The sequence below is a fragment of the Kitasatospora sp. NPDC098663 genome (genome assembly GCF_044760075.1).
Taxonomy (GTDB): Bacteria; Actinomycetota; Actinomycetes; order Streptomycetales; family Streptomycetaceae; genus Kitasatospora.
The window spans coordinates 129,649-152,740 of record NZ_JBIWAP010000006.1 but is presented as its reverse complement, the minus strand read 5'-3'; the positions used below and the strand labels follow the sequence as shown (position 1 = coordinate 152,740).

General features: G+C 74.3%; 15 protein-coding genes, 2 tRNA genes and 1 pseudogene. 4 read left to right on the top strand and 14 right to left on the bottom strand.

What is annotated here, in order from left to right; translation table 11 throughout:
- Positions 1-22 precede the first annotated feature (22 nt).
- Positions 23-94: transfer RNA gene (locus tag ACIQVZ_RS08720), tRNA-Val, on the top strand.
- Between the two features lie 41 nt (positions 95-135).
- A tRNA-Val gene (locus ACIQVZ_RS08715) sits at positions 136-207 on the top strand.
- A 298-nt stretch (positions 208-505) separates the two neighbouring features.
- On the opposite strand, the gene ACIQVZ_RS08710 is transcribed toward ACIQVZ_RS08715, so the two are convergent.
- The gene (locus ACIQVZ_RS08710) at positions 506-703 is read right to left on the bottom strand and encodes a hypothetical protein (protein ID WP_350877904.1); all 198 of its coding nucleotides are present in this window, start codon (positions 701-703) and stop codon (positions 506-508) included.
- 408 nt (positions 704-1,111) lie between these two features.
- On the opposite strand from ACIQVZ_RS08710, the pseudogene ACIQVZ_RS08705 reads away from it, so the two are divergent.
- Positions 1,112-2,380 (top strand): annotated as a pseudogene (locus tag ACIQVZ_RS08705) (serine/threonine-protein kinase); the annotation flags it as partial.
- A gap of 773 nt (positions 2,381-3,153) precedes the next feature.
- Here ACIQVZ_RS08705 and ACIQVZ_RS08700 read toward each other — a convergent pair.
- Positions 3,154-3,966, bottom strand: a complete 813-nt coding sequence (locus tag ACIQVZ_RS08700; RefSeq protein WP_402448226.1) for a TrmH family RNA methyltransferase — start codon at positions 3,964-3,966, stop codon at positions 3,154-3,156.
- A 100-nt stretch (positions 3,967-4,066) separates the two neighbouring features.
- Between ACIQVZ_RS08700 and ACIQVZ_RS08695 the strand changes: the two genes are divergently transcribed.
- On the top strand, positions 4,067-6,808 hold the full coding sequence (locus tag ACIQVZ_RS08695) for a SpoIIE family protein phosphatase (RefSeq protein WP_402448224.1): 2,742 nt from the start codon (positions 4,067-4,069) through the stop codon (positions 6,806-6,808).
- A 73-nt stretch (positions 6,809-6,881) separates the two neighbouring features.
- Here the strand turns inward: ACIQVZ_RS08695 and cobA are convergent, their stop codons facing one another.
- From cobA to ACIQVZ_RS08635, 12 genes are all read right to left on the bottom strand, one after another.
- A complete protein-coding gene (gene cobA / locus ACIQVZ_RS08690) occupies positions 6,882-8,159 on the bottom strand; it encodes a uroporphyrinogen-III C-methyltransferase (RefSeq protein ID WP_350877907.1) in 1,278 nt (425 codons plus the stop codon).
- Between the two features lie 109 nt (positions 8,160-8,268).
- Entirely contained in the window at positions 8,269-12,165 is a 3,897-nt protein-coding gene (cobT, locus tag ACIQVZ_RS08685; RefSeq protein ID WP_402448223.1) for a nicotinate-nucleotide--dimethylbenzimidazole phosphoribosyltransferase, read from the bottom strand.
- A gap of 536 nt (positions 12,166-12,701) precedes the next feature.
- On the bottom strand, positions 12,702-13,967 hold the full coding sequence (cbiE, locus tag ACIQVZ_RS08680; protein ID WP_350877910.1) for a precorrin-6y C5,15-methyltransferase (decarboxylating) subunit CbiE: 1,266 nt from the start codon (positions 13,965-13,967) through the stop codon (positions 12,702-12,704).
- Positions 13,968-14,210: 243 nt separating this feature from the next.
- Entirely contained in the window at positions 14,211-14,879 is a 669-nt protein-coding gene (locus ACIQVZ_RS08675; protein ID WP_402448221.1) for a GNAT family N-acetyltransferase, read from the bottom strand.
- 196 nt (positions 14,880-15,075) lie between these two features.
- The gene (locus ACIQVZ_RS08670) at positions 15,076-15,900 is read right to left on the bottom strand and encodes a MetQ/NlpA family ABC transporter substrate-binding protein (protein WP_350877912.1); all 825 of its coding nucleotides are present in this window, start codon (positions 15,898-15,900) and stop codon (positions 15,076-15,078) included.
- A 58-nt stretch (positions 15,901-15,958) separates the two neighbouring features.
- Positions 15,959-16,696, bottom strand: a complete 738-nt coding sequence (locus ACIQVZ_RS08665; RefSeq protein WP_402448218.1) for a methionine ABC transporter permease — start codon at positions 16,694-16,696, stop codon at positions 15,959-15,961.
- The gene (locus ACIQVZ_RS08660) at positions 16,693-17,718 is read right to left on the bottom strand and encodes a methionine ABC transporter ATP-binding protein (protein ID WP_402448216.1); all 1,026 of its coding nucleotides are present in this window, start codon (positions 17,716-17,718) and stop codon (positions 16,693-16,695) included. The genes ACIQVZ_RS08665 and ACIQVZ_RS08660 overlap by 4 nt, the downstream gene beginning before the upstream one ends.
- Positions 17,719-18,297: 579 nt before the next feature.
- On the bottom strand, positions 18,298-18,801 hold the full coding sequence (locus ACIQVZ_RS08655; RefSeq protein ID WP_350877915.1) for a GNAT family N-acetyltransferase: 504 nt from the start codon (positions 18,799-18,801) through the stop codon (positions 18,298-18,300).
- Between the two features lie 455 nt (positions 18,802-19,256).
- The gene (locus ACIQVZ_RS08650) at positions 19,257-19,514 is read right to left on the bottom strand and encodes a hypothetical protein (protein WP_159398377.1); all 258 of its coding nucleotides are present in this window, start codon (positions 19,512-19,514) and stop codon (positions 19,257-19,259) included.
- A 107-nt stretch (positions 19,515-19,621) separates the two neighbouring features.
- The gene (argH, locus tag ACIQVZ_RS08645; protein WP_402448211.1) at positions 19,622-21,058 is read right to left on the bottom strand and encodes an argininosuccinate lyase; all 1,437 of its coding nucleotides are present in this window, start codon (positions 21,056-21,058) and stop codon (positions 19,622-19,624) included.
- A gap of 44 nt (positions 21,059-21,102) precedes the next feature.
- Positions 21,103-22,296: an argininosuccinate synthase gene (locus ACIQVZ_RS08640; RefSeq protein WP_402448209.1), complete on the bottom strand. Its 1,194-nt coding sequence runs from the start codon at positions 22,294-22,296 to the stop codon at positions 21,103-21,105.
- Positions 22,297-22,542: 246 nt separating this feature from the next.
- Positions 22,543-23,091: an arginine repressor gene (locus ACIQVZ_RS08635; RefSeq protein WP_063346843.1), complete on the bottom strand. Its 549-nt coding sequence runs from the start codon at positions 23,089-23,091 to the stop codon at positions 22,543-22,545.
- Between the last annotated feature and the right edge of the window lies 1 nt (position 23,092).

The window sequence follows — 23,092 nt, the reverse complement described above, 5'->3', positions numbered from 1 at the left end:
TGCTGCAGGAACGCCATACCAGGCGCGATTAGCTCAGCGGGAGAGCACTACCTTGACACGGTAGGGGTCACTGGTTCAATCCCAGTATCGCGCACGTCGGATCCTTCGGGGTCTGCTGCAGGAACGCCATACCAGGCGCGATTAGCTCAGCGGGAGAGCACTACCTTGACACGGTAGGGGTCACTGGTTCAATCCCAGTATCGCGCACAGTAACGGCCGGGGCCGCGATCCGTCAGGATCGCGGCCCCGGCCGTTTGGCGTTGACGAGGGCTTCGGGGCAGACGGCGACTTCGGGACAGCCGACGGCTGCGGGAAAAGAGAAGAGCCGCGTACGGTCGCCCTCACCGACGTCCGTACGCGGCGTCTCCGCCTGCCGGGGCGCTCTGCGCACCACACACGCCCGTCCGCGTGTCATCGCGGCCGCGGCCTCCCCGGCGGCACTGTTCCCCGTCCCCAGGGGACCAGTGCCCGTTCTGTGGCCGACCCCGTCGGGGCCGGCGTGTTCTCAGCGGCCGATCAGATCGGCGACGGCCTGGGCCTGGTTCGCCATCTGATCCCAACCTCCGAAGAGCAGCACCAGCAGCACCGCGCACGGCAGGGCCATGGCCAGTGCCACGGCCGGGTGCCTGGTGGGCTGCTCGACCGACCGGGACTGGGCGACGGCCGACCGACGGCGGGGGTTTCCCGTGAGCTGCGGTGCCATGCCCTTACTCCTGTGGTCCGGTCGAGTTGGCGCGGTGAACGGCTTACCTCGGGGGACGAGCTCCCCGTCCACCGCTGAACACAACGCTATTGGCCAGGGGGCCCTCCGGGCGTCATGCCGTCGTACTGTTCCTCGGGCATCCCGGAGGATGACGCTCAGACTTCAGGCGTACTACCGCAGGGGGAGGGAGCGTTGGCCGCACCCCCGGGGGAACCCTGAGGGGCGACCCCGAGAAACGCTCCGGCACCCCTATGACCTGCGGGTCAGCGCACGATCCGACAATCACACGGCTGCTTGAGGTGTTGCGTATCAGCACACCGCAGGGGGCAGTCCGTAAGCTGTGCCAGACAGGAACTGACGATGCCCCAACCGACGGGGCCTCACCCACAGGCTGACGGGGAACGGAACATGGCGATGATGCGGCTGAGGCGTGAGGACCCCCGCATCGTCGGGCCGTACCGCCTGCACCGGCGGCTGGGCGCCGGCGGCATGGGCGTGGTCTACCTCGGCTCCGACCGCCGCGGACAGCGCGTCGCCCTCAAGCTGATCCGCGCCGAACTCGCCGAGGACCAGGAGTTCCGCACCCGCTTCGCCCGCGAGATCGCCGCCGCCTCCCGCATCCGGGGCGGCTGCACCGCCCGCGTCGTCGGCTCCGACATCGAGGCCGACCGCCCCTGGCTCGCCACCGCGTACGTTCCCGGGCCCTCCCTCTACAAGCAGGTCGGCGACGAAGGGCCGCTGAGTTGGCCCGAGGCCGCCAGGATCGGCGCCGCACTCGCCGACGGGCTGGTCAAGGTGCACGAGGCCGGGGTCGTCCACCGCGACCTCAAGCCCTCCAACATCCTGCTCTCGCCGCGGGGCCCGCGCATCATCGACTTCGGCATCGCCTGGTCGCGCGGCGCCAGCACCCTCACCCACGTCGGCACCGCCGTCGGCTCCCCCGGCTTCCTCGCTCCCGAACAGGTCCGCGGCGCCGCCGTCACCCCCGCCACCGACGTGTTCGCGTTCGGGGCCACCCTCGCCTACGCGCTCACCGGGGACACCCCGTTCGGGTCCGGGGCGTCCTCCGAAGTCATGCTCTACCGGGTCGTCCACGAGGAACCCGACCTGTCCGCCGTACCGACGCCGCTGGCACCGCTCATCCGCGCCTGCCTCGCCAAGGAACCCGCCGAACGGCCCGGCGCGGCCGCGCTGCACGAGCGCCTCAGCGAACTCGCGGCCCGCGGGGCGGCAGCCGGAACCGCCGCCCGGACCGCGCGGGCCGGCCACGGGCGGGCGGCGGCACCCGCCCCGGCGGGCCCGGCGGCCCAGCCCGCCCCCGACGGCGCCCGGCACGGCGTGCCCGCGCCCGGGCGCTCCCCCGAACCCCCCGCCCCGGCACGGTCCCGGGCCGCCGCCGCGGCTGCGGCCGCGGCCCGGCGCTCGCAGGCGGCCACCGCCCCGCTCCCCCGGCCCGAGGCCACCCCGGTGACCCGCCCGGTACGGGAGCGGCCGCACACCCCGCCCCCCGGTCGGCCCGGCACCCGCGACCGCGGCCCCCGGGACCGCCAGCACACCCCCGCCCCCGGCGGGCGGCCCGGCAACGCGCGGCAGCGGCTGCTGCGGCAGCGGCTCGTGGTCTTCGTCACCGTGACGCTCGGCGTCGCGCTGGCCATCGCGGCCGCCCAGGGGTGCGAGAACCGCGGCAAGCAGGGCCTGCGGCCCTCCGGCGGGTCCAGCGCCAGTGCGCCCGCCGCGGGCGGCGCGCAGGCCGTGACGGGGACCTCGGCGGACGGGGCCGCCGCGGCCCAACCCCCCGCCGCCCAGCCTCCGGCCACCCCGTCCGCCGCGGCCGCGGCCGCACACGGCGGCGCGGGCGACAGCCCGCTGGCGCCCCCGTACGGACCGGGGCCGGTGGTGGACTGGCCCAACCGCAGCTACCCGGACGGGGCCGGCGGGCCCGGCATCGCGCTCCGGGACGGCCGGTCGGTCGGGGCCGGCCCGCAGGTCGTGCTCAGCTCCGTGCTGCCCGCCCGGTACAAGGGCGCCCCGGCAGCGGTCGTCGTCCTGCGGCGGGCCGAGGGCTCGGTGCCGGTCGACCTCGTCCAGCTCTTCTCCTTCACCGGGGACACCCCGATCGCCGCCACCTCCCGCAGCTCGGCGGCCGACCCGCAGGCGACGGCCACCTGGCGGCTCGACGGCGGGACGGTCGTCCGCGAGGAGCGGGTCGCCGCGACCGGCGCGACCACCTCGACCCGCTACACCGTCCGTGCCGACGGCACCCTGGACGAGTCCTGGCCCGGCGCCTCCGGCCCCGCCACCCAGCCTCCGGCCGCCGCCCCGGCTCCGCCCACCGCTGCGGCGGGCTGAGCACGGGAGGGCTGCGGCACGGGAGTCGGCTGGCCGACTCCCTGCTTCCCGCTTTCTGTGTGAGGGCTCCTCCGGCGTGAGAGGGGAAGCCGACGCCCCCGTCAGGCGGTGGGGGCGGTGACCGCGTAGAAGGAGACGGCGGCAGCGGCACCGACGTTGAGGGAGTCGATGCCGTGGGCCATCGGGATGCGGACGGCGTGGTCGGCGGCGGCGAGGGCGGGGCCGGTGAGGCCGTCGCCTTCGGCCCCGAGCATGAGGGCCGCCTTCGGGAGGCGGTGCGGGGCGAGACCGACGAGGTCGACGGCCGCGTCGGCGGGGGTGAGGGCCAGCAGGGTGAATCCGGCGGTTCGGACGGTCTCCAGGGCGGCCGGCCAGGGGTCGAGCCGGGCGTAGGGCACCGCGAAGACGGCGCCCATGGAGACCTTCACGGCGCGCCGGTAGAGCGGGTCGGCGCAGTCGGGCGAGAGCAGGACGGCGTCCATGCCGAGGGCGGCGGCACTGCGGAAGATCGCGCCGAGGTTGGTGTGGTCGACCAGGCCTTCCAGGACGGCGACCCGGCGGGCCCCGGCGAGCAGGTCCGCGGCCTGCGGCAGCGGCTTGCGTTCCATCGAGGCGAGCGCGCCGCGGTGGACGTGGTAGCCGGTGACGGCTTCGGCGAGCCCCGGCTCGACGACGTGGACGGGGGCGTCCGCCTCGGCGATGACGTCGGCCATCACCTCCAGCCACTTGGAGGTCAGCAGCATCGACCGCATCCGGTAGCCGGCGGCGAGGGCGCGGCGGATGACCTTCTCCCCCTCGGCGATGAACAGGCCTTCGGCGGGTTCGCGCTGGCGGCGCAGTTCGACGTCGGTGAGGCCGGTGTAGTCGCCGAGGCGCGGGTCGGCGGGGTCGGTGATGGTGCTGGGTTCGGACACCCTGCGATCTTGCCAAGGCGGGGCGGGGAAGGCCAAACGGCCCAAGCCGCGGGGCGGGCTGGCCTTGGCCCTGTGCCAGCCATGGTGCAAACATGGCCGTATGGCCCGTTTTCCGGGCCGATCCTGGGCTCCGTCGGCCTCTGGTGCTACTGGTTCCGCCGGCTCCTCCGGTGGGCGCCCACACGGTCGGCTACAGCTGCCACGTGCGAAGCGGCCGTGGCCCGTACGGCACCGGTCGGTGGCCGGGCAGGTGTTCGCGCTGCAGGTCCTCGTCGTCCTGCTGCTGGTGGCGGCGGCCGCATTGGCGCTGGTGGTGCAGTCGCACACCGACGCCGACCGCGAGGCCCGCAGCCGGTCGGTGGCGGTCGCGCAGACCTTCGCCAACTCGCCCGGCATCGTCGAGGCCCTGCGCTCCCCCGATCCGAGCGCGATCCTGCAACCGAAGGCGCAGGCCGCGCGGGCCGCGTCCGGCGTCGACTTCATCATCGTGCTGAACGACGACGGTATCCGCTACACCCACCCCGACCCGTCCCAGATCGGCCAGAAGTTCATCGGCACCTACCTGCCCGCGCTGCACGGGCAGGTGGTGATCGAGCGGAGCACCGGGACACTCGGCCCGGGGATCCAGGCGGTGGTCCCGGTGTACGCGCCGGACGGCTCGGTGCCCGGACTGGTCTCGGCGGGCATCACGGTGGAGAAGGTGAGCAGCGCCGGCGAGCGGCAGCTGCCGGTGGTGCTGGGCACCGCCGCGGGCGCGGTCGGGCTGGCCACCCTCGGCACGGCGCTGATCAGCCGTCGGCTGCGGCGCCAGACCCACGGGCTGGGCCCGGCCGAGATGACCCGGATGTACGAGCACCACGCGGCCGTGCTGCACGCGGTGCGCGAGGGCGTCATGATCGTCGGCGCGGACGGTCTGCTGCTGCTCTGCAACGACGAGGCGCGGCGGCTGCTGGACCTGCCGCCGGACGCCGAGGGCCGGCCGGTGACCGAACTGGGTCTGGAGCCCGCGCCCGAGGAACTGCTGACCGCCAACCGTCCGGTGACCGACGAGGTGGTGCTGGCCGGGGAGCGGCTGCTGGCGGTGAACGTCCGGCTGACCGACCAGGTGGGCGGCCCGCCGGGCTGCGTCGCCACGCTGCGTGACTCCACCGAGCTGCTGGCGCTGTCCGGCCGGGCCGAGGGCGCGCAGCGACGGCTGCGGCTGCTGTACGACGCCGGGGTGACGGTGGGCAGCTCGCTGGACGTGACGCGGACGGCGGAGGAGCTGGCGCAGGTCGCGGTGCCCCGGTTCGCGGACTTCGTCACGGTGGACCTGGCGGACCAGGTGCTGACGGGCGAGGAGCCGCCGCCGGGCACCTCGCTGGGGCGGATGCGCCGCGTCGCGCTCGCCGGGATCCGGGACGACGCTCCGTTCTACCCGGTGGACACGGTGCTGGACGTGGTGCCGGCCACCCCGCTGGCCGGGGCGCTGCACAGCGGGGAGTCGGGGCTGGAACCCTGGCTGGCCCGGTCCCCGGAGTGGCGGGAGCAGGATCCGGAGCGCTCGGCCCGGGTGCTGGCGTACGGGGTGCACTCGATGGTGCGGGTGCCGCTGCGGGCGCGCGGGGTGCTGCTGGGGGTGGCCCGGTTCTGGCGGGCGGACCGCCCGGAACCGTTCGAGGCGGACGACCTGGTGCTGGCCGAGGAGCTGGTGGCGCACGCGGCGGTGTGCATCGACAACGCGCGCCGCTACACCCGGGAGCACGCGATGGCGGTGACGCTCCAGCACAGCCTGCTGCCGCGCAACCTGCCGCCGCAGAGCGCGCTGGACGTCGCGCACCGCTACCTGCCGGCCCAGGCCGGGGTGGGCGGCGACTGGTTCGACGTGATCCCGCTGCCGGGCGCGCGGGTGGCCCTGGTCGTCGGGGACGTGGTGGGGCACGGCCTGCACGCGGCGGCGACGATGGGCCGGCTGCGGACGGCGATCCACAACTTCTCGACGCTGGACCTGCCGCCGGACGAGCTGCTGGGGCATCTGGACGACCTGGTGAACCGGATCGACCAGGACGAGGCCGGGAGCGGCGAGGGCGCGGCCCTGACCGGGGCGACCTGCCTGTACGCGATCTACGACCCGGTGGCGCGGCGGTGCACGCTGGCCAGCGCCGGGCATCCGCCGCCCGCTGTGGTGGGCCCGGACGGGCGGGTGGTGTTCCCGGAGCTGGCGACCGGGCCGCCGCTGGGGCTGGCGGTGCTGCCGTTCGAGAACGTCGAGTTCGACCTCGCCGAGGGCAGCCGTCTGGTGCTGTACACCGACGGGCTGGTGGAGGACCGCGAGCGGGACATCGGTGAGGGGCTCGAACTGCTGCGGGCGGCGCTGACCGGGCCGCCGCGCACGCCGGACCAGACCTGCGCGGACGTGCTCGGGGCGATGCTGCCGGAGCGTCCGCTGGACGACATCGCGCTGCTGGTGGCGCGGACCAGGGTGCTGGCGCCGGACCAGGTCGCGGAGTGGGAGGTGCCGCCCGAACCGGCGGCGGTGGGCGCCGTCCGGGCCGAGGTGGCGGAGCGGCTGGCGGCCTGGGGGCTGGACGAGGCGGCGTTCGTCACCGAGCTGATCCTGAGCGAGCTGGTGACCAACGCCATCCGGTACGGCACCGGGCCGATCCGGGTGCGGCTGCTGCGGGACCGGGCGCTGATCTGCGAGGTGTCGGACGGCAGCAGCACCTCGCCGCACCTGCGGTACGCGGCGACCACCGACGAGGGCGGGCGCGGGCTGTTCCTGGTCGCGCAGTTCGCGGACCGCTGGGGGACGCGCTACACGGCGACGGGGAAGGTGATCTGGACGGAGCAGCCGCTGGAGTAGCCGGCCGGAGCAGCCGGCCGACGTGGGAGGTCGGAGTGGGAAGTCGACGGGCCCGACTTCCCACTCCGGGCGCTCACCGCTGGAAGGCGGCCGCCAGGACGTTGACCACGTCGCCGACGACGATCACGGCCGGCGGCTTGATCCGCTCCGCCTCGACGGTCGCGGCGACGGTGGCCAGGGTGGCGTCCACCCGGCGCTGGGCCGCGGTGGTCCCCTCCTGGACGATCGCGACCGGGGTGTCGCCCGGGCGGCCGTGCTCGACGAGCTTCGCGGCGATCGCGCCGATCTTGTCCACGGCCATCAGCAGCACCAGGGTGCCGCGCATCTTCGCGGCGGCCTCCCAGTTGGTGAGCGAGCGCTCGTCGTCCGGGCCGACGTGACCGGAGATCACGGTGAACTCGTGCGTCATGCCCCGGTGGGTGACCGGGACGCCGGCCGACGCCGGGACGCTGATCGAGCTGGAGATGCCCGGGACGACGGTGACCGGCAGCCCGGCCTCGGCGCAGGCGAGCAGCTCCTCGCCGCCGCGCCCGAAGACGTACGGGTCGCCACCCTTGAGCCGGACCACGAACTTGCCGGCCCTGGCGTGCTCGATCAGCGTCCGGTTGATCGCCTCCTGGGCCATGAACCGGCCGTAGGGGATCTTGGACGCGTCGATCACCTCGACGTGCTCGGGCAGTTCGGCGAGCAGCTCGCGCGGGGCGAGGCGGTCGGCGACCACCACGTCGGCGTCGGCCAGCAGGCGGCGGCCGCGCACGGTGATCAGGTCCGGGTCGCCCGGCCCGCCGCCGACCAGGGCGACGCTCCCCCGGCCCGGCTGCCCCGAGGCACCGCCGACGCCGTGCGCGCGGAACTGGCGGACGGCCAGCGAGCCGTCCCGCAGGCCGTCCACGATGGCGTCGCGCAGAGCCGCCGAGTGGCGCGGGTCACCGGTGAGGACCGCGACGGTGGCACCCGCGTCGCGGCCGCTGGCCGGGGTCCAGGCGGTGGCGGCGGAGGCGTCGTCGCTGCGGGCGCAGAACACCCGCTCGCGCTCGGCCTCGGCGCTGACGGCACCGTTGACCGCCGGGTCGTCGGTGGCGACCAGGGCGTACCAGGCGCCGGCCAGGTCGCCGTCCCGGTACGGGCGGGCGTGCCAGGTGAGCTCGCCCGCGTCGGCCATCGCCTGCACGGCCGGGGTGGTGGCCGGCGATATCAGGTGCAGCTCCGCACCGGTGGCGATCAGCGCGGGGAGCCGGCGCTGCGCGACCTGGCCGCCGCCGACCACGACCACGCGGCGGCCGGCGAGCAGCAGGCCGACCGGGTACGGGGTACGGCCTTCGGTGCTGGGGTGCGGGGTGGGCGCGGTCATCGGCGGTGCTCCTGATCGGGGGTGAGGGGCCGGGGTGCGGGTGCGGCGTGACGCCGCTGCGCGGACCGGCGCGCCCTCGGGCCGGTCCGCGCAGTGGTGACGGAGGACGTCAGCCCTTCTCGGTGACCCCGGCGGAGTCGAAGGTGGCTACATCGTGCATCGCCCGGGCCGCGCTCTGCACCAGCGGCAGGGCCAGCAGGGCACCGGTGCCCTCGCCGAGCCGCAGGTCCAGGTCGATCAGCGGACGCAGGCCCAGCTTCGCCAGCGCGGCCTGGTGGCCGGGCTCGGCGGAGCGGTGGCCGGCGATGCAGGCCGCCAGCACCTCGGGGGCGATCGCCTTGGCCGCCAGCGCGGCCGAACCCGCGATGACGCCGTCCAGGACCACCGGGGTGCGCAGCGAGGCCGCGCCCAGCAGGAAGCCGGCCAGGGCCGCGTGCTCCAGGCCGCCGACGGCGGCGAGGACGCCGATCGGGTCGGCCGGGTCGGGCCGGTGCAGGGCCAGCGCGGCCCGGATGACCTCGATCTTGCGGGCGTGCGTCTCGTCGTCGATGCCGGTGCCGCGGCCGGTGACCTCGGCCGGGTCGAGGCCGGTGAACACCGAGATCAGGGCGGCCGAGGCGGTGGTGTTGGCGATCCCCATGTCGCCGGTGACCAGTGCCTTGTTGCCCGCCGCGACGAGGTCGCGGGCGGTCTCGATACCGACCTCGATGGCCTTGAGGGCCTCCTCGCGGGTCATCGCCGGACCCTGGGTCATGTCGTCGGTGCCGGGCTTGACCTTGCGCGGCAGCAGGCCGGTGGTGCGGCCCTGCTGGATGGCCTCCGGCAGTTCGGCGGCGACGCCGACGTCGACCACGCAGACCTCGGTGCCGATCTGCTTGGCGAAGGAGTTGATCACCGCTCCCCCGGCCAGGAAGTTGCCGACCATCTGGGCGGTCACCTCCTGCGGCCACGGGCTGACGCCCTGCGCGTGCACGCCGTGGTCACCCGCGAAGATCGCCACGCAGGCGGGCTCCGGGATCGGCGGCGGGCACTTGCGGGACAGGCCGCACAGCTGCGCGGAGATGATCTCCAGCATGCCGAGCGAGCCGGCCGGCTTCGTCATCCGCTTCTGCCGGTCCCAGGCCTCGCCGAGCGCCTTGGCGTCCAGCGGGCGGATGCCGCGCAGGGTCTCGGCGAGCAGGCTCTGCGGCTCCTCGCCGGGCAGCGCGCGGTTGCCGTACTGCTCCTCGTGGACCACCCAGGACAGCGGGCGCTTCTTGGCCCAGCCCTGCTGCTCCAGCTCGGGCTCGTCCGGGAAGGAGTCGACGAAGCCGACGCACAGGTAGGCGACGACCTCCAGGTGCTCGGGCAGGCCGAGCTCGCGGACCAGCTCCTCGTCGTCGAAGAAGCTCACCCAGCCGACGCCCAGGCCCTCGGCGCGGGCGGCCAGCCAGAGGTTCTCGACCGCCAGGGCGGCCGAGTACGGGGCCATCTGGGGCTGGGTGTGCCGGCCCAGCGTGTGTCGGCCGCCGCGGGTGCGGTCGGCGGTCACCACGATGTTGACCGGCGTTTCGAGGATGGCCTCGGTCTTGATCTCCTTGAACTGCTTGGCCCGGCCCTTGGGCAGCGAGTCCGCGTACACCTCGCGCTGGCGCTCGGCCAGGGCGTGCATCCGCCGGCGGGTCTTGGCCGAGCGGATCACCACGAAGTCCCAGGGCTGGGAGTAGCCGACGCTGGGCGCGGTGTGGGCGGCCTCCAGGACGCGGATCAGCACCTCGTGCGGGATCGGGTCCGGGCGGAAGCCGTTGCGGATGTCGCGGCGCTCGCGGATCACCTGGTGGACGGCCTCGCGTTCGGCCTGGTCGAAGCCGGGCGCGGCCGGGCCGCGGGGCTCGGCCGGCTCTTCGGCCTGCGGCTCCTCGGCCTGTGCTTCCTCGGCCTGTGCTTCCTCGGCGGGCTGCTCCGCCAGGTCCTCCGTCGGCGCCTCCGTCGATGCCTCCGTCGATGCCTCCGTCGATGCATCCGTCGGTGCATCCGTCTGAGGCTCGACGGCCTGCTCGGCCTGCTCGGCCGGCTGCTGCTCGGCGGCGGGGGACTCGGCTGCCACGGACGCGTCAGCGGCCTGGTCGGCAGGGGCCTCCGGTGCGGCGGCCTCCTCGACAACGGCCTCGGCGGCCACGACGGGCTCGACGGCGACCGACTCGGCGGCGGGGGCCTGCTCGGCGGACTCCGCGGCCGGCTCGGTGACGGGCTGGGCCTGGTCCTCCGGCGTGGCCGGGGCAGCTTCTGCGACCGGCTCGGCGGCGGTCTCGGCGACCGGCTCGGCGGCCTCGGTGACCGGGGTGGCGTCCGCGAGCTGCTGCGGCGCGGTCTCCGCTGCGGCGGCCCCGGTCTGAGGCTCGACGACGGGCTCGACGACCGGCTCGACCGGGGCCTCGACGGCCTGGTTCACGACCGGCGCGGCCTCCTCGGTGGGCTCGACAACGGGCTCGGCAGCGACCTCGGCGGCGGGCTCGGCGGCAGCCTCGACGGGCTCGACGGGCTCGACGACGGCCTGGCCGGAGGGCATCTCGCCCGTGCCGGCGGCGGTCTCGGCAACCGCCTCGACGACCGTTTCGACGACGGCCTCGACGACCGCCTCCGGCGCGGGCGCCACGGCCTCGGCGGGCTCGCCGGTCTCGACCGTTCCAGCGGCCTCGACGGGCGGGGCGGCCTGGACCGGCTCCCCGGCCGGCTCCTCGGCCGCTATGGGAGCGGGCTGCTGCGGGGCGGCCTCCTCGGCCACCGGGGCCTGCGCGGCCGCCGCGACCGGAGGCAGGCCGTGCGGGGTGGGCGCGGCCAGGAATGCGGAGATGCGCCGCGGCGGGCCGGCCGGGGCGGGGGCCTCGGTCTGTTCCGCGGGCGCGGCCTGCGCGGCGGCCTCGACGGCGGCCTCGGCGACGGGCTCGACCGGCGCCTCGCCCGAGGCCGGAACCACGGCCCCGGCGAGGGGCGGGGCGAGGGGCGTGCCGCCCGGGTCGACGACCGGCTGGCCGGACTCCGCCGGGACCGGCTCGGCCACGACGGCCTGCGCCGCGTCCACCACGGCCTCGGCGACGACGACGGCCTCCGGCAGCTCGACGACCTCGATCACCTCGATCGCCCCGACCGTCTCGACGGCCAGCTGGGCCTCGACCGGGTGCGAGGCCAGCGGCACCTGCTGGAACTCCTGGGCCTCCGTCACGGGAACCGCCGGCGCGGGCGCCGCCGGAACGGCCTGCGGCGCGGCGGCCGGCGCCGGGGCGACGGCCTCGGCCACCGGCGGCCGACCGACCACCGGGATGCCGTGCGCGGGCGTGCCGCCCTGCGACGGGCCGCGGTCGGCGAGCGAGCGCACCGGGACCTGGCCGGTCATCAGCGACGGATCCGGGATCGGCGGGCCCGCGTGCAGCGGGCGGCGCGGCGGCTGAGAAGCCGTCATCGCCTCCGCGGCCTGCGGGTGCGCCGGGGCGGCGTGGAACGGCTGCTGCGCCTGCTCGGCGCCGAGCACCGGCGGCTCCAGCGGCGGCCACGAAGGCTCGACCGGCGTGCCGTCCTGCTGCGGGGCGAGCGGCGTCGGCTCGGTCGGGAGGGGCGCCAGCGGCTCGCCCCAGGAGCCCTGCGGACCGGGCATCAGCAGGACGTCGTCCTCGTCGTCCTGGTCGAGGAAGTGGAAGGCCGGACGCGGGGCGCCCGGGTCGACGCCCCAGCCCTCACCGGGCACGCCGGAAACCGGTGCGCCGGGAGCCGACAGGCCGGGGGCCGGTACGGCGAAGCCGGACGCGCCGAGCGGCCGGCCCTGCGGCGGGATGACTCCCGCGCCGGGGGGCACCGCACCACCGGCCAGGCCGTGGCCCGGCGCCGTCGGGTTCGGGATCATGCCGCCGTCCGTCGCGACGCCCTGCAGGGGTGCAACGCCCGCGACGCCCTCCGGTCCGCCGAGCTGGTCCGGCCCGGCGTTCAGGTGCTCCGGCATTCCCTCGCCCGGGACGTGGCCGCCATCGGTCATTGTCAAACGCTCCTTCCAGGCCGCTGCCGCGCCCTTGGCGACACGATCACCGACCGCAGCGCCCATCCGCACGGGCCGGGCCTGCACCGGCCCGTCCCTCAACCACACGCGGCCGCCGCGCCGAGGCGCTGCGGCCCAAGTCCTTCCGGCGCACTGCGGCACCCCGGCCTGCGCGCCGCCCACACCGGGCGGCGCACCATCTGAAACAACGACAACCCGGAGCAACCGGCACGACCGCACCGGACCCTACGGCATTCTCCAGGTCCGGCACGCGGCCCGTCGAATTGCCCACACTCCGAGCAAAACCGGGTTGCACCACGTCAAAAAGGCGACAAACCGACTGAATCGGGTGGGTCGCCGACCGTCGCAGCCGCCCAGGACGCCACACTACCGGCCCAGCACGGTCACCTCTCGAATCGGTGTCCGGATGCGACCTGGATCACCGCGCGGCCCCACCACGCCCCCTCAGCAGCACCGCACGGGAGCGCAATGCGCCCGGCGGATCGGGCCGGATCCACAGAACGCACCCCGGTCCTTCACGCGATCTGCTCACCCCAGAGCAGCAGCACACCGGTACCGCCCGCCCCCAGAGCCAGCCCGCCGCCGGCGCCGGCGGCGGCCGACAGCGCGGTGGACTGCAGCAGCGCGCCGTCCGCCCGGTAGCCGGCCTCGGCGATCGCCCGGTGGATCTGCTCCCCCTCGGCGAGGGTCCGGGGCACCGCGACGAACCGCTCCGGACGACGGGCCAGCACCGCGCGCACCACGTCGAGGCCGCCGGACTCCACCACCGCCACGTCCGGCTCGGGCAGGCCGCCCAGCACCTCGGGGCCCTGCCCGTGCACGGTCTCCACCTCGACGCCGTACCGGCGCGCGTTCACCGCCAGCCGGGCGCAGGCCGAACGGGACGCCTCGACCGCGACGACGGCGGCGCCGAATCGGGCCGCCTCCACCGCGAGGGCGCCGCTGCCCGCGCCGACCGACCAGACCAGGTCCCCCGGACGAGCACCCAGACGGGCCAGCACCAGGGCGCGCACGTGCGCGGGGAGTGCCTCCGATGCGCCGGGCTCGCCCTCCGCGCGCCCGGCGCCCGCGTAGGCGTCACCGGGGAGCGCCCAGCCGCGGTCCGCGCCGGGGAAGCCGACCGGGCGCCCGGCCAGCCAGCCGGCCGCCGTGTCGACCCCGCCGGCCTGGGGACCGCCGTGGCCGCCGATCACCAGCACCACGTTGGGGTCGCGCCACACGTGGTCGGCGATCCGGTCGGAGGTGAGGACGGTGACGTCCTCGTCCGGAGTACCGAGGGCCTCGCAGACCACGAAGGTCCGATGCACCCCGCGCAGCATGAGGGCCAGTTCGCTCGGACCGGCGCCGGGCGCGGTCAGCACCGCGACCTTGGGGTGGGCCCGGCAGATGTTGGCCGCGCGGCGCAGCCGTCCGCCGTGGGCGCTGACTACCTGGGCGTCCTCCCAGGGCATGCCGGCCCGGGCGAAGGCGGCGGCGACCGAGGAGACGGCGGGCAGGACCTCCAGTTCGAGGCCGTACTCGGGGCGGCGCAGCGCGCGCACGACGCCGAAGAAGCCCGGGTCGCCCTCGGCGACGACGACGGCGGCGCCGCGGTGCTCGGCGATCCGCCGGGCGGCCTGCCGGACGTTGCCGAGGGTGATCCGCTCGGCGGCGTCCGGCACCGGGAGGGCGTTCAGTTGGTAGGGGGCGCCGGCCACCAGGGTCGCTGCGGCGAGGGCCGCGCCGGCGGCCTCGGTCAGCGGCGTGCCGTCCCACCCGATGACCGTGATCCGGTCAGCCATCTGCGGCCGTTCTCCCTCGACTCGGTGCGCGGACCGGCCTGCGACCCGGGTGTCCCTGTGGTGTCACCCGGTGTGCGGCTCGGTGCGCCGACAAACCGCGCCGGTGTGCGGCGCCGGAGCAGAGGCTACCGGGTGTGATCCCCTCGGCGCCGACATCTCGTACACATGTCCGTGACGAGCCGCCGGCGGGTGAGCGGCACGAACGGCGCGGGCGGCGCGGGTGGTACGCGCGATCGGGGCGGCTCAGTCGCGCAGCACGTAGCGCTGGTCGCCGTGCCAGCCGGTCCGCTGCGGTTCGGGCTCGGGCGCGTCCAGGTCCTCCGGGAGCAGGCTCCACAGGATGAGGTCGCTGCGGCTCTCCACGGCGGCCTCGCCGGACCCGCCGGACTCGCCGGACTCGCCGGACTCGCCCCGGACTATCCAGGCGCTGCGCAGCACGCCCTCGCTGATGCCGCCGATCTTCTGGGCGACCTGCTGGGCGGCGGTGTTCCCGGCGGCGGTGCGCAGCTCCAGGCGCAGGAAGTCGCGGTCCTCGAACAGCCACTGGCTGACGCCGAGGACGGCCTCGGGCGCGTAGCCCTCGCCGCGGGCCCAGGAGGCGGTGACGTAGGAGATCTCGGTGCTGCGCAGGCGCCAGTCGGTGTTGCGCAGTTCGACCAGGCCGACCAGGCGCTGGGTGAGGTGCTCGGTGACGGCGAAGACGATGCCGCGGCCGGCGGCCCGGTGGGCGGGGGCGAGGGTGCGGGCGAGTTCGGTCGCGTACGCCTCGGTGAAGGGGTGCGGCAGGTCGGTCCAGGCCAGGACGAGTTCGTCCGCCATCATCGTGGCCAGGCCGGGCGCGTCGTCCTCCGCAAGGGGCCGCAGCAGAAGCCGTTCGGTGCTGATGGCGGTCTCGGGGAAGCTCGCTGCCATGCCGTCTCTCCTCGCCGGGTCGTGAACACAACACCGTACGCCCCCGCCGTGCCCCGGGTGTCACGCGGTGCGCCGCCCGCACGACGGTACGTCAGAACGCCGCCGACCAGGCGCCCCGGTGCATCCTGCCCGACCGGGCCCCCGCCGAGGTGCGGCGGGGGCCCGGTCGGGGTCAGGGCGTGGATCGGACCGCGGCTCAGAAGGCCGGGATGACCGAGCCCTGGAAGGTGTCGTCGATGTACTTCTTGACCTCGTCGGAGTGCAGCAGCTCGGCCAGCTTCTTCACGCGCGGGTCGTTCTCCTTGCCCTTCTTCACGGCGAGGATGTTGGCGTACGGGTTGCCCTCGGCCTTCTCCAGCACCAGCGCGTCGGTGGAGGGCTTCAGACCGGAGTCGAGCGCGTAGTTGCCGTTGATGACGGCGGCGTCGAGGTCGGCGATGGAGCGGGGCAGCTGGGCGGCCTCCAGCTCCTTCCACTTGAGGTTCTTCGGGTTGCCCGTCACGTCGGCCGGGGTGGCGGCGGTGGTGACGCCGTCCTTCAGCGTGATGAGCTTGTTGTCGGCGAGCAGCTTGAGCGCGCGGCCCTCGTTGGTGGCGTCGTTGGGCAGGCCGACGGTGGCGCCGTCCGGCAGGTCGGCGATCGACTTGACCTTCTTGGAGTAGACGCCGAGCGGCTCCAGGTGCACGGGCTCGACCGAGACGATGTCGGTGCCGTGCTTCTTGTTGAAGTCCTCCAGGTACGGGACGTGCTGGAAGTAGTTGGCGTCGGCCGAACCGTCCTGCACCGCCGTGTTGGGGGTCACGTAGTCGGTGACCTCCTTGATGTCGAGCTTGAGGCCCGCCTTGGCCGCGAGGTTGTCCTTGACGTACTTGAGGATCTGCCCGTGCGGGGTGGGGCTGGCGATGACCTTGAGCGGCGCGTTCGGGTCCGAGGAGGAGGACCCGGAGCTGCCGCACGCGGCCAGCGAGAGGGCGATGCCGGCGGTGGCGAGGATGCTGGTGAACTTCAGGGCGTTGCGCACGAAAAGTGCCTTTCTGCGTGATACGGGGAGCCGTGGTCCGGTGTCGGACCCGGGAGGTCTAGGGGGCGACGAGGTCCGCGTCGGGGGCGGCCGGTCCGGCCGGGGTGCGGCCCAGCAGGCGGGTCCGGCCGCCGGTGCCGCCGCGGTTGGCGAGGCGCCGGACGGCGAAGTCGCCGATCAGCTGGACGGCGGTGACGAGGATCACCAGCTCGGCCACGATGACCCACATGAAGGCCGTCTCGAAGCGCTGGTAGCCGTAGTTGACGGCGAGCGTGCCGAGGCCGCCGCCGCCGACCGTGCCGGCCATCGCGGAGTAGCTGATCAGCGTGATGATCGTGGTGGTCACCGAGGCGGCGATGCCGGGCAGCGCCTCCGGGAGCAGGGTCTTGCGGACGATCGTCCAGGTGCTGCCGCCCATCGCCTGGACGGCCTCGACCAGGCCGCGGTCGACCTCGCGGACGGAGGTCTCGACCAGGCGGGCGAAGAACGGGATGGCGCCGATGGTGAGCGGCACGGTCGCCGCCTGCCAGCCGATGGAGGTGCCGACCAGCCAGCGGGTGAAGGAGATCAGCGCGATCATCAGGATGATGAACGGCACCGAGCGGGCGATGTTCACCACGAAGGCGATCGACTTGTTGACGGCCCGGTTGGCCAGCAGCCCGCCCTTGTCGGTCAGCACCAGCAGGATGCCCAGCGGCAGGCCGAGCAGCACGGTGACGGCCGTGGAGACGCCGACCATCTGGAAGGTCTCCTGCGTGGCGGGCCCCATCAGGGCCCACATCTCGTCCCAGGTCATGCCACCGCTCCGTCCGCCGCGCCCAGTACGTCCACCTGCAGGCCCTGCTCGCGCAGGTAGCCGATCGGCACCACGTTGTCCTGGTGGCCGCCGGAGAGCTCGACCCGCATCCGGCCGACCATCCGACCGGCGATGGTCTCCACCGCGGCGCCGAGGATGTTGATGTCGATCTGGTAGGTGCGGGCCAGCTGGGAGACGAAGGGCTGGGCCGAGGAGTCGCCCTGGAAGGTGATCTCCAGCACGGTCGAGCCGGGGTGGCCGATGCCGAACTCGCTGAGCGGGAACAGCTCGCGGGCCAGCTCGGAGCCGGGCTGGGCCAGCAGGTCGGTCAGCCTGCCGGACTCGACCACCCGGCCGCCGCGCATCAGCGCCGCGGAGTCGCAGACGGACTTGATGACGTCCATCTCGTGGGTGATCAGCAGGACGGTGAGGCCGAGCTGCTGGTTGAGGTCGCGCAGCAGCTTGAGGATCGAACGGGTGGTCTCCGGGTCGAGCGCCGAGGTGGCCTCGTCGGAGAGCAGCACCTTGGGGTCGCCGGCCAGGGCCCGGGCGATGCCGACGCGCTGCTTCTGGCCGCCGGAGAGCTGGTTGGGGTAGCTGCGGGCCTTGTCGCCGAGGCCGACCAGGTCGAGCAGTTCGGCGGCCTTGCGGCGGCGCTGGGTGCGGTCCAGCCCGACGATCTCCAGCGGGAGCTCGACGTTCTGTTGGACGGTCCGCGAGGAGAGCAGGTTGAAGTGCTGGAAGACCATGCCGATCCGGCGCCGCGCCTCCCGCAGCTCCCGGCCGGCCCGGTTCTCGCCGCCGGACAGCGCGGTCAGCTCGACCCCGTCCACCGTGACGGTGCCGGAGGTCGGACGCTCCAGCATGTTCACGCAGCGGATGAGCGTGGACTTGCCTGCGCCGCTGGTGCCGACGACTCCGTAGACCTCGCCAGGGCGGACGTGCAGGTCGACGCCGGCGAGGGCGCTCACCTCGCGGCCTCGGGAGCGGTAGACCTTCGTGAGGTCCGTGGTGGTGATCACAGCTGCTTCCGTGGGTCGGGGGCGGGCGGCGGGCGGCCGCCCGACCGGGGTGCGGTCGGCGACGTGCACGGCGCTTCGCCAGGGGGATCCGGACCTGCCACCTCTTGATCGTGGCCGCTGGGCGGCCGGGCCGCGCGACGGCGTGGCCCTTACGAGTCATCGGGCAGGAGTCACCGGCACGAGTCGTCGTGGACGACCACCCGCCCATGGGTGGGCAGGCGGGGAGAAGGGGTGTGGCAGGCTGGGCGCGCTCGCACGGACGGGAACGACGCCGGGTCTCGCTTCGGGGCGCGAGGTGGGGGCACCCTCAACCGGGTGCCGGGGGCGGTGGCCCTCAGCGGTGACACATTCGACGGCACATGGCGCGCTCACCTGCCGGCAGGGTGCCGGTGGGGGTCCATTTCGTCGTCGCAGTCATGTGAGCCAGTAAATCAGATGGGTCGATTTGGACCCAATTACTTGGATGTGATGTCCGCAATGCGGACACCCGGCGCCGCAACCAGCGACGATGCGGCTCGGCGCCGCCACCGGAGTGTCCGGATGGTGGCGGCGCCGTGCGGGCCGGAACGGGCGGAGGGCTCAGGCGGTCGCGGCGAGCGACACCACGGCGGGCTTCTCCAGGTGTACCAGGCTGAGCCGGTCGGTGACCGGCTCGACCGCGGACTGCCGGTAGCCCAGGCGGGTGTACAGCCGCAGGTTGCCGAGGCTGCGGTGGCCGGTGAACAGGCGGTAGGAGGTCACCGGACGGCCGTCCTCGGCGAGGCGGCGCTCCAGCGCGTCCAGCAGCCGGCCGCCCAGGCCGTGCCGCTGCATCCTCGGGTGGACGACCAGGCGCCCTATCCGGCCGACGCCCTCGGCGTCGACGTGACCGCGGATGGTGCCGACCACCTCGTCGCCCAGCCGGGCGACCAGGACGTACTGCCCGGACAGTTCGGCGCGCAGGCTCTCCAGGCTCTGCGTCAGGGGCTCGATCGCCCAGTCGCCGTACAGCTCCGCCTCGGGCTGGTAGCCGAGGTACTGGAGCTTGAGGATCTGCTCCGCGTCCTCGGCGTCCGCCGCCGAGATGATCACGCTCATGCCCATGTGCTGGGGCCTCCCCATCGTCGTGCCCGGCGCGCAAACGTGAGGGTGACGCACCGGATGCCCTGCCGGAGATGTCCCGGCCGGGGATCTGCCCTGACCGGGGGTGGCGCACGAACGTACCAGCCGCGCGGCCCGGAAGTGACCGGGTCGACGGCGACGCGCTCACGCTCAGTATCCGAGTGATCGCGGCACCGTCAAGAGCTACGTTCGCCAGCGCTCTACCCGGGTGTCAGCTGCTCTCAACCTCCGGGGCGTCCGACGTGGCGAGGGTCACGCGGGGGCGGGGCGGGTGGTGGGGCGGGTGGAGGGCGCCGCGTGCGGGGCGCGGCCGGGGGCGGCGACGGCTCGACGTGGCGAGGGTCACGCGGGAGACGGGCGTGCGGAGCGTCACCCGGGCGGAGCCGCCTCCGGGGTGATCCGCGTGCGGAGCGTCACCGGCCGCTCGCGGGCACCGCTCACGGGTACCGCTCGGCGTGCAGGAGGATCCGCAGGCAGGCGAGGCAGCGCGAGCGGGTCGGCCCGATCGAGCCGCGCGGCATGCCGAGGCGTTCGGAGAGCTCCCGGTAGGTCGGCGGCGGATCCTCGGCGAGGGCGGCGACCAGCTCGGGGCAGCGGCCCGGCAGGCCGGCCACGGTCTCGCGGACCACGCGGCGGCGGCGTTCGGCGAGGAAGACGTCCTCGGCGGAGGGGACGGGCGGAAGGGTTGTGCACACACCGTGCATGACGGGCCGGGGCGGGTCGGGTTACGCCCGACCGGGGGTGCGGACGCCGGAGGGGCGCGACGGTCGGACCGTCACGCCCCTCCCCCGCAGGCCGGTGGTCAGCCCTGGATCCACTCCTGCTGCCGCGCCAGGTCCGCCTTCACCTCGGCGAGCTGGACCGCCACCGCCGACGGCGCGGTGCCGCCGCGCCCGTTGCGCGAGGCGATGGCGCCGTGCACGCTGAGCACCGACCGCACCTCGGGCGTCAGGTGCACCGAGATCGCCGCGAACTGCTCGTCCGTCAGGTCGGACAGCTCGATGCCCTCGGCTTCGCAGACCTTGACGCAGGCACCGGCCACCTCGTGCGCGACCCGGAACGGCACGCCCTGCTTGACCAGCCACTCGGCGATGTCGGTGGCGAGCGAGAAGCCGGCCGGGGCCAGCTCCTCCAACCGCTCCCGGTGCACGGTGAGGGTGGCCATCATCCCGGTGAACGCGGGCAGCAGCACCTCCAGCGTGTCGCAGGAGTCGAACACCGGCTCCTTGTCCTCCTGGAGGTCCCGGTTGTAGGCGAGCGGCAGGGCCTTCAGGGTGGCCAGCAGGCCGGTCAGGTTGCCGATCAGCCGGCCGGACTTGCCCCGGGCGAGCTCGGCGATGTCCGGGTTCTTCTTCTGCGGCATGATCGAGGAACCGGTGGAGAAGGCGTCGTGCAGCGTGATGAAGCCGAACTCCTTGGTGTTCCAGATGATCACCTCCTCCGCGATCCGGGAGAGGTTGATGCCGATCATCGCGGTCACGAACGCGAACTCGGCGACGAAGTCGCGCGAGGCCGTGCCGTCGATGGAGTTGCCGACCGAGCCGCCCTCGAAGCCGAGGTCGGCGGCGACGGCCTGCGGGTCGAGGCCGAGCGAGGAGCCGGCCAGCGCCCCGGAGCCGTACGGGGAGACGGCGGTGCGGGCGTCCCACTGGCGCAGCCGCTCGGCGTCCCGGCCGATGGCCTGCACGTGCGCGAGGACGTGGTGGGCGAAGAGGACGGGCTGGGCGTGCTGGAGGTGGGTGCGGCCCGGCATCGCGGTGTCCGGGTGCGCCTCGGCGAGGCCGACCAGGGCGTGCTGGAGGTCGAGCACCAGGGCGCCGATGGTCCTGGCGTGGTCCCGCAGGTACATCCGGAACAGGGTGGCGATCTGGTCGTTGCGCGAGCGCCCGGCCCGCAGCTTGCCGCCGAGGTCGGCGCCGAGGCGCTCCAGCAGGCCGCGCTCCAGGGCGGTGTGCACGTCCTCGTCGGCGACCGTCCCGGTGAAGGTGCCCGCCTGGACGTCGGCGAGCAGCTGGTCGAGGCCGGCCAGCATCGCGGCGAGCTCGTCCTCGGAGAGCAGGCCGGCCTTGTGCAGGACCCGGGCGTGGGCCTTGGAGCCGGCGATGTCGTACGGCGCGAGGCGCCAGTCGAAGTGGACCGAGGCGGAGAGCCTGGCCAGCGCCTCGGACGGGCCGTCGGCGAAGCGCGCGCCCCAGAGGCGGACGTCGGCGGTCTGGTCGGCGTGCTGGTCGGCGGACATCGCGTGGGCTCCTGACGGGGAAGGGGGGTGGGGACGGGAGGGGATCAGGCGAGGTCGCGGCGGGCGGCGAGCTTCGAGGACATCCCGAAGATCTCGATGAAGCCCTTGGACATCGACTGGTCGAAGGTGTCGCCGGTGTCGTAGGTGGCGAGGTTGAAGTCGTACAGCGACTGGTCGGACCTGCGGCCGTCGACCACGGCCCGGCCGCCGTGCAGGACCATCCGGATCTCGCCGGAGACGTGCTGGTTGGCCTCGTTCACGAAGCCGTCCAGCGCGCGCTTGAGCGGGGAGAACCAGAGGCCGTCGTAGACGAGTTCGGCCCAGCGCTGCTCCACCTGCCGCTTGTAGCGGGCGAGTTCGCGCTCGACGGTGACGTTCTCCAGGGCCTGGTGGGCGGTGATCAGGGCGATCGCGCCGGGGGCCTCGTAGATCTCCCGGGACTTGATGCCGACCAGCCGGTCCTCGACCATGTCCAGCCGGCCGACGCCCTGGGCGCCGGCCCGCTTGTTGAGCTCCTCGATGGCCTGGAGGACGGTGACCTTGCGGCCGTCGATCGCCACCGGGACGCCGGCGTCGAAGGTGATGACCACCTCGTCGGCCTCGCGCGGGGCGGCCGGGTCCTGGGTGTAGTCGTAGACGTCCTCGATCGGGGCGTTCCAGATGTCCTCCAGGAAGCCGGTCTCGACGGCCCGGCCGAAGACGTTCTGGTCGATCGAGTACGGGGACTTCTTGGTGGTGGCGATCGGCAGGCCCTTGGCCTCGGCGAAGGCGATCGCCTTGTCCCGGGTCATCGCGTAGTCGCGCACCGGGGCGATGCACTTCAGGCCGGGGGCCAGGGAGTTGATGCCGACCTCGAACCGGACCTGGTCGTTGCCCTTGCCGGTGCAGCCGTGCGCGACGGTGGTGGCGCCGTGCTTGCGGGCGGCGGCGGCCAGGTGCTTGACGATGACCGGCCGGGACAGCGCGGAGACCAGCGGGTACTGGCCCTGGTAGAGCGCGTTGGCCTTGATCGCCGGGAGGCAGTACTCGTCGGCGAACTCGTCGCGGGCGTCCGCGACCTCGGCCTCGACGGCGCCGCAGTCCAGCGCCCGCCGGCGGATCGCCTCCAGGTCCTCGCCGCCCTGGCCGACGTCGACGGCGACGGCGATGACCTCGGCGCCCGTCTCCTCGGCGATCCAGCCGATGCAGACGGAGGTGTCCAGTCCGCCCGAGTAGGCGAGTACGACGCGCTCGGCCACGGCTTTCTCCTTACAGCTCTACGTACAGGGTTTCCGTACAGGTTTACGGCGACAGGCATAAGTATGCACTAGTCCGTATGAAACACAAAACCCCGGCCGGGGAAGTCTCCACCGGTCGGGGTTTCGTGTCGTGTCGCGTCGTCGCGCGTCGTGTCGCGTCGTGTCGCGTCGTCGCGCGTCGCGTCGCGTCGCGTCGCGTCGCGTCGCGTCGCGTCGCGTCGTGTCGGGGTCTCGCGTCGTCGCTCGCTACTGCGCCTTCGCCTGGGCGAGTTGCATGAGGTGGTCGGCGAGCGCCTGGCCGCCCGCCGGGTCCCGGCTGATCAGCAGGACGGTGTCGTCGCCGGCGATGGTGCCGATGATCTCGAACACCTCCGCCTGGTCGATCGCCGAGGCGAGGAACTGCGCGGCCCCCGGAGGGGTGCGCAGCACCACCAGGTTGCCGGAGGCCGTCGCGGAGACCATCAGCTCGCCGGCCAGCCGGGCCATCCGGCCCTCGCTGGCCGACTCCCCCATCGGCGCGCGCGGCGTGCGGTCGCCGCCCTCCGCCGGGACGGCGTAGATCAGCGCGCCGTCCCGGTTGCGGATCTTGACCGCGCCCAGCTCGTCCAGGTCCCGGGAGAGGGTCGCCTGGGTGACCACGAGTCCGTCGTCGGCGAGCAGCTTGGCGAGCTGGCTCTGCGAGCGCACGGGCTGGCGGGTGAGCAGGTCCACGATCCGCCGGTGCCGCGCGGTGCGGGTCTGCGGCACCTGCGGCGACGGGCCTGCGGCGGACGGGCCGGAGTGGGAAACGGTCATG

Coding starts and splice junctions, on each gene's coding strand:
- ACIQVZ_RS08710 (WP_350877904.1), bottom strand. CDS start 703: ATGGCACCGCAGCTCACGGGAAACCCCCGCCGTCGGTCGGCCGTCGCC.
- ACIQVZ_RS08695 (WP_402448224.1), top strand. CDS start 4,067: ATGGCCCGTTTTCCGGGCCGATCCTGGGCTCCGTCGGCCTCTGGTGCT.
- cobA (WP_350877907.1), bottom strand. CDS start 8,159: ATGACCGCGCCCACCCCGCACCCCAGCACCGAAGGCCGTACCCCGTAC.
- cobT (WP_402448223.1), bottom strand. CDS start 12,165: ATGACCGATGGCGGCCACGTCCCGGGCGAGGGAATGCCGGAGCACCTG.
- cbiE (WP_350877910.1), bottom strand. CDS start 13,967: ATGGCTGACCGGATCACGGTCATCGGGTGGGACGGCACGCCGCTGACC.
- ACIQVZ_RS08675 (WP_402448221.1), bottom strand. CDS start 14,879: ATGGCAGCGAGCTTCCCCGAGACCGCCATCAGCACCGAACGGCTTCTG.
- ACIQVZ_RS08665 (WP_402448218.1), bottom strand. CDS start 16,696: ATGACCTGGGACGAGATGTGGGCCCTGATGGGGCCCGCCACGCAGGAG.
- ACIQVZ_RS08655 (WP_350877915.1), bottom strand. CDS start 18,801: ATGGGCATGAGCGTGATCATCTCGGCGGCGGACGCCGAGGACGCGGAG.
- argH (WP_402448211.1), bottom strand. CDS start 21,058: ATGTCCGCCGACCAGCACGCCGACCAGACCGCCGACGTCCGCCTCTGG.
- ACIQVZ_RS08635 (WP_063346843.1), bottom strand. CDS start 23,091: ATGACCGTTTCCCACTCCGGCCCGTCCGCCGCAGGCCCGTCGCCGCAG.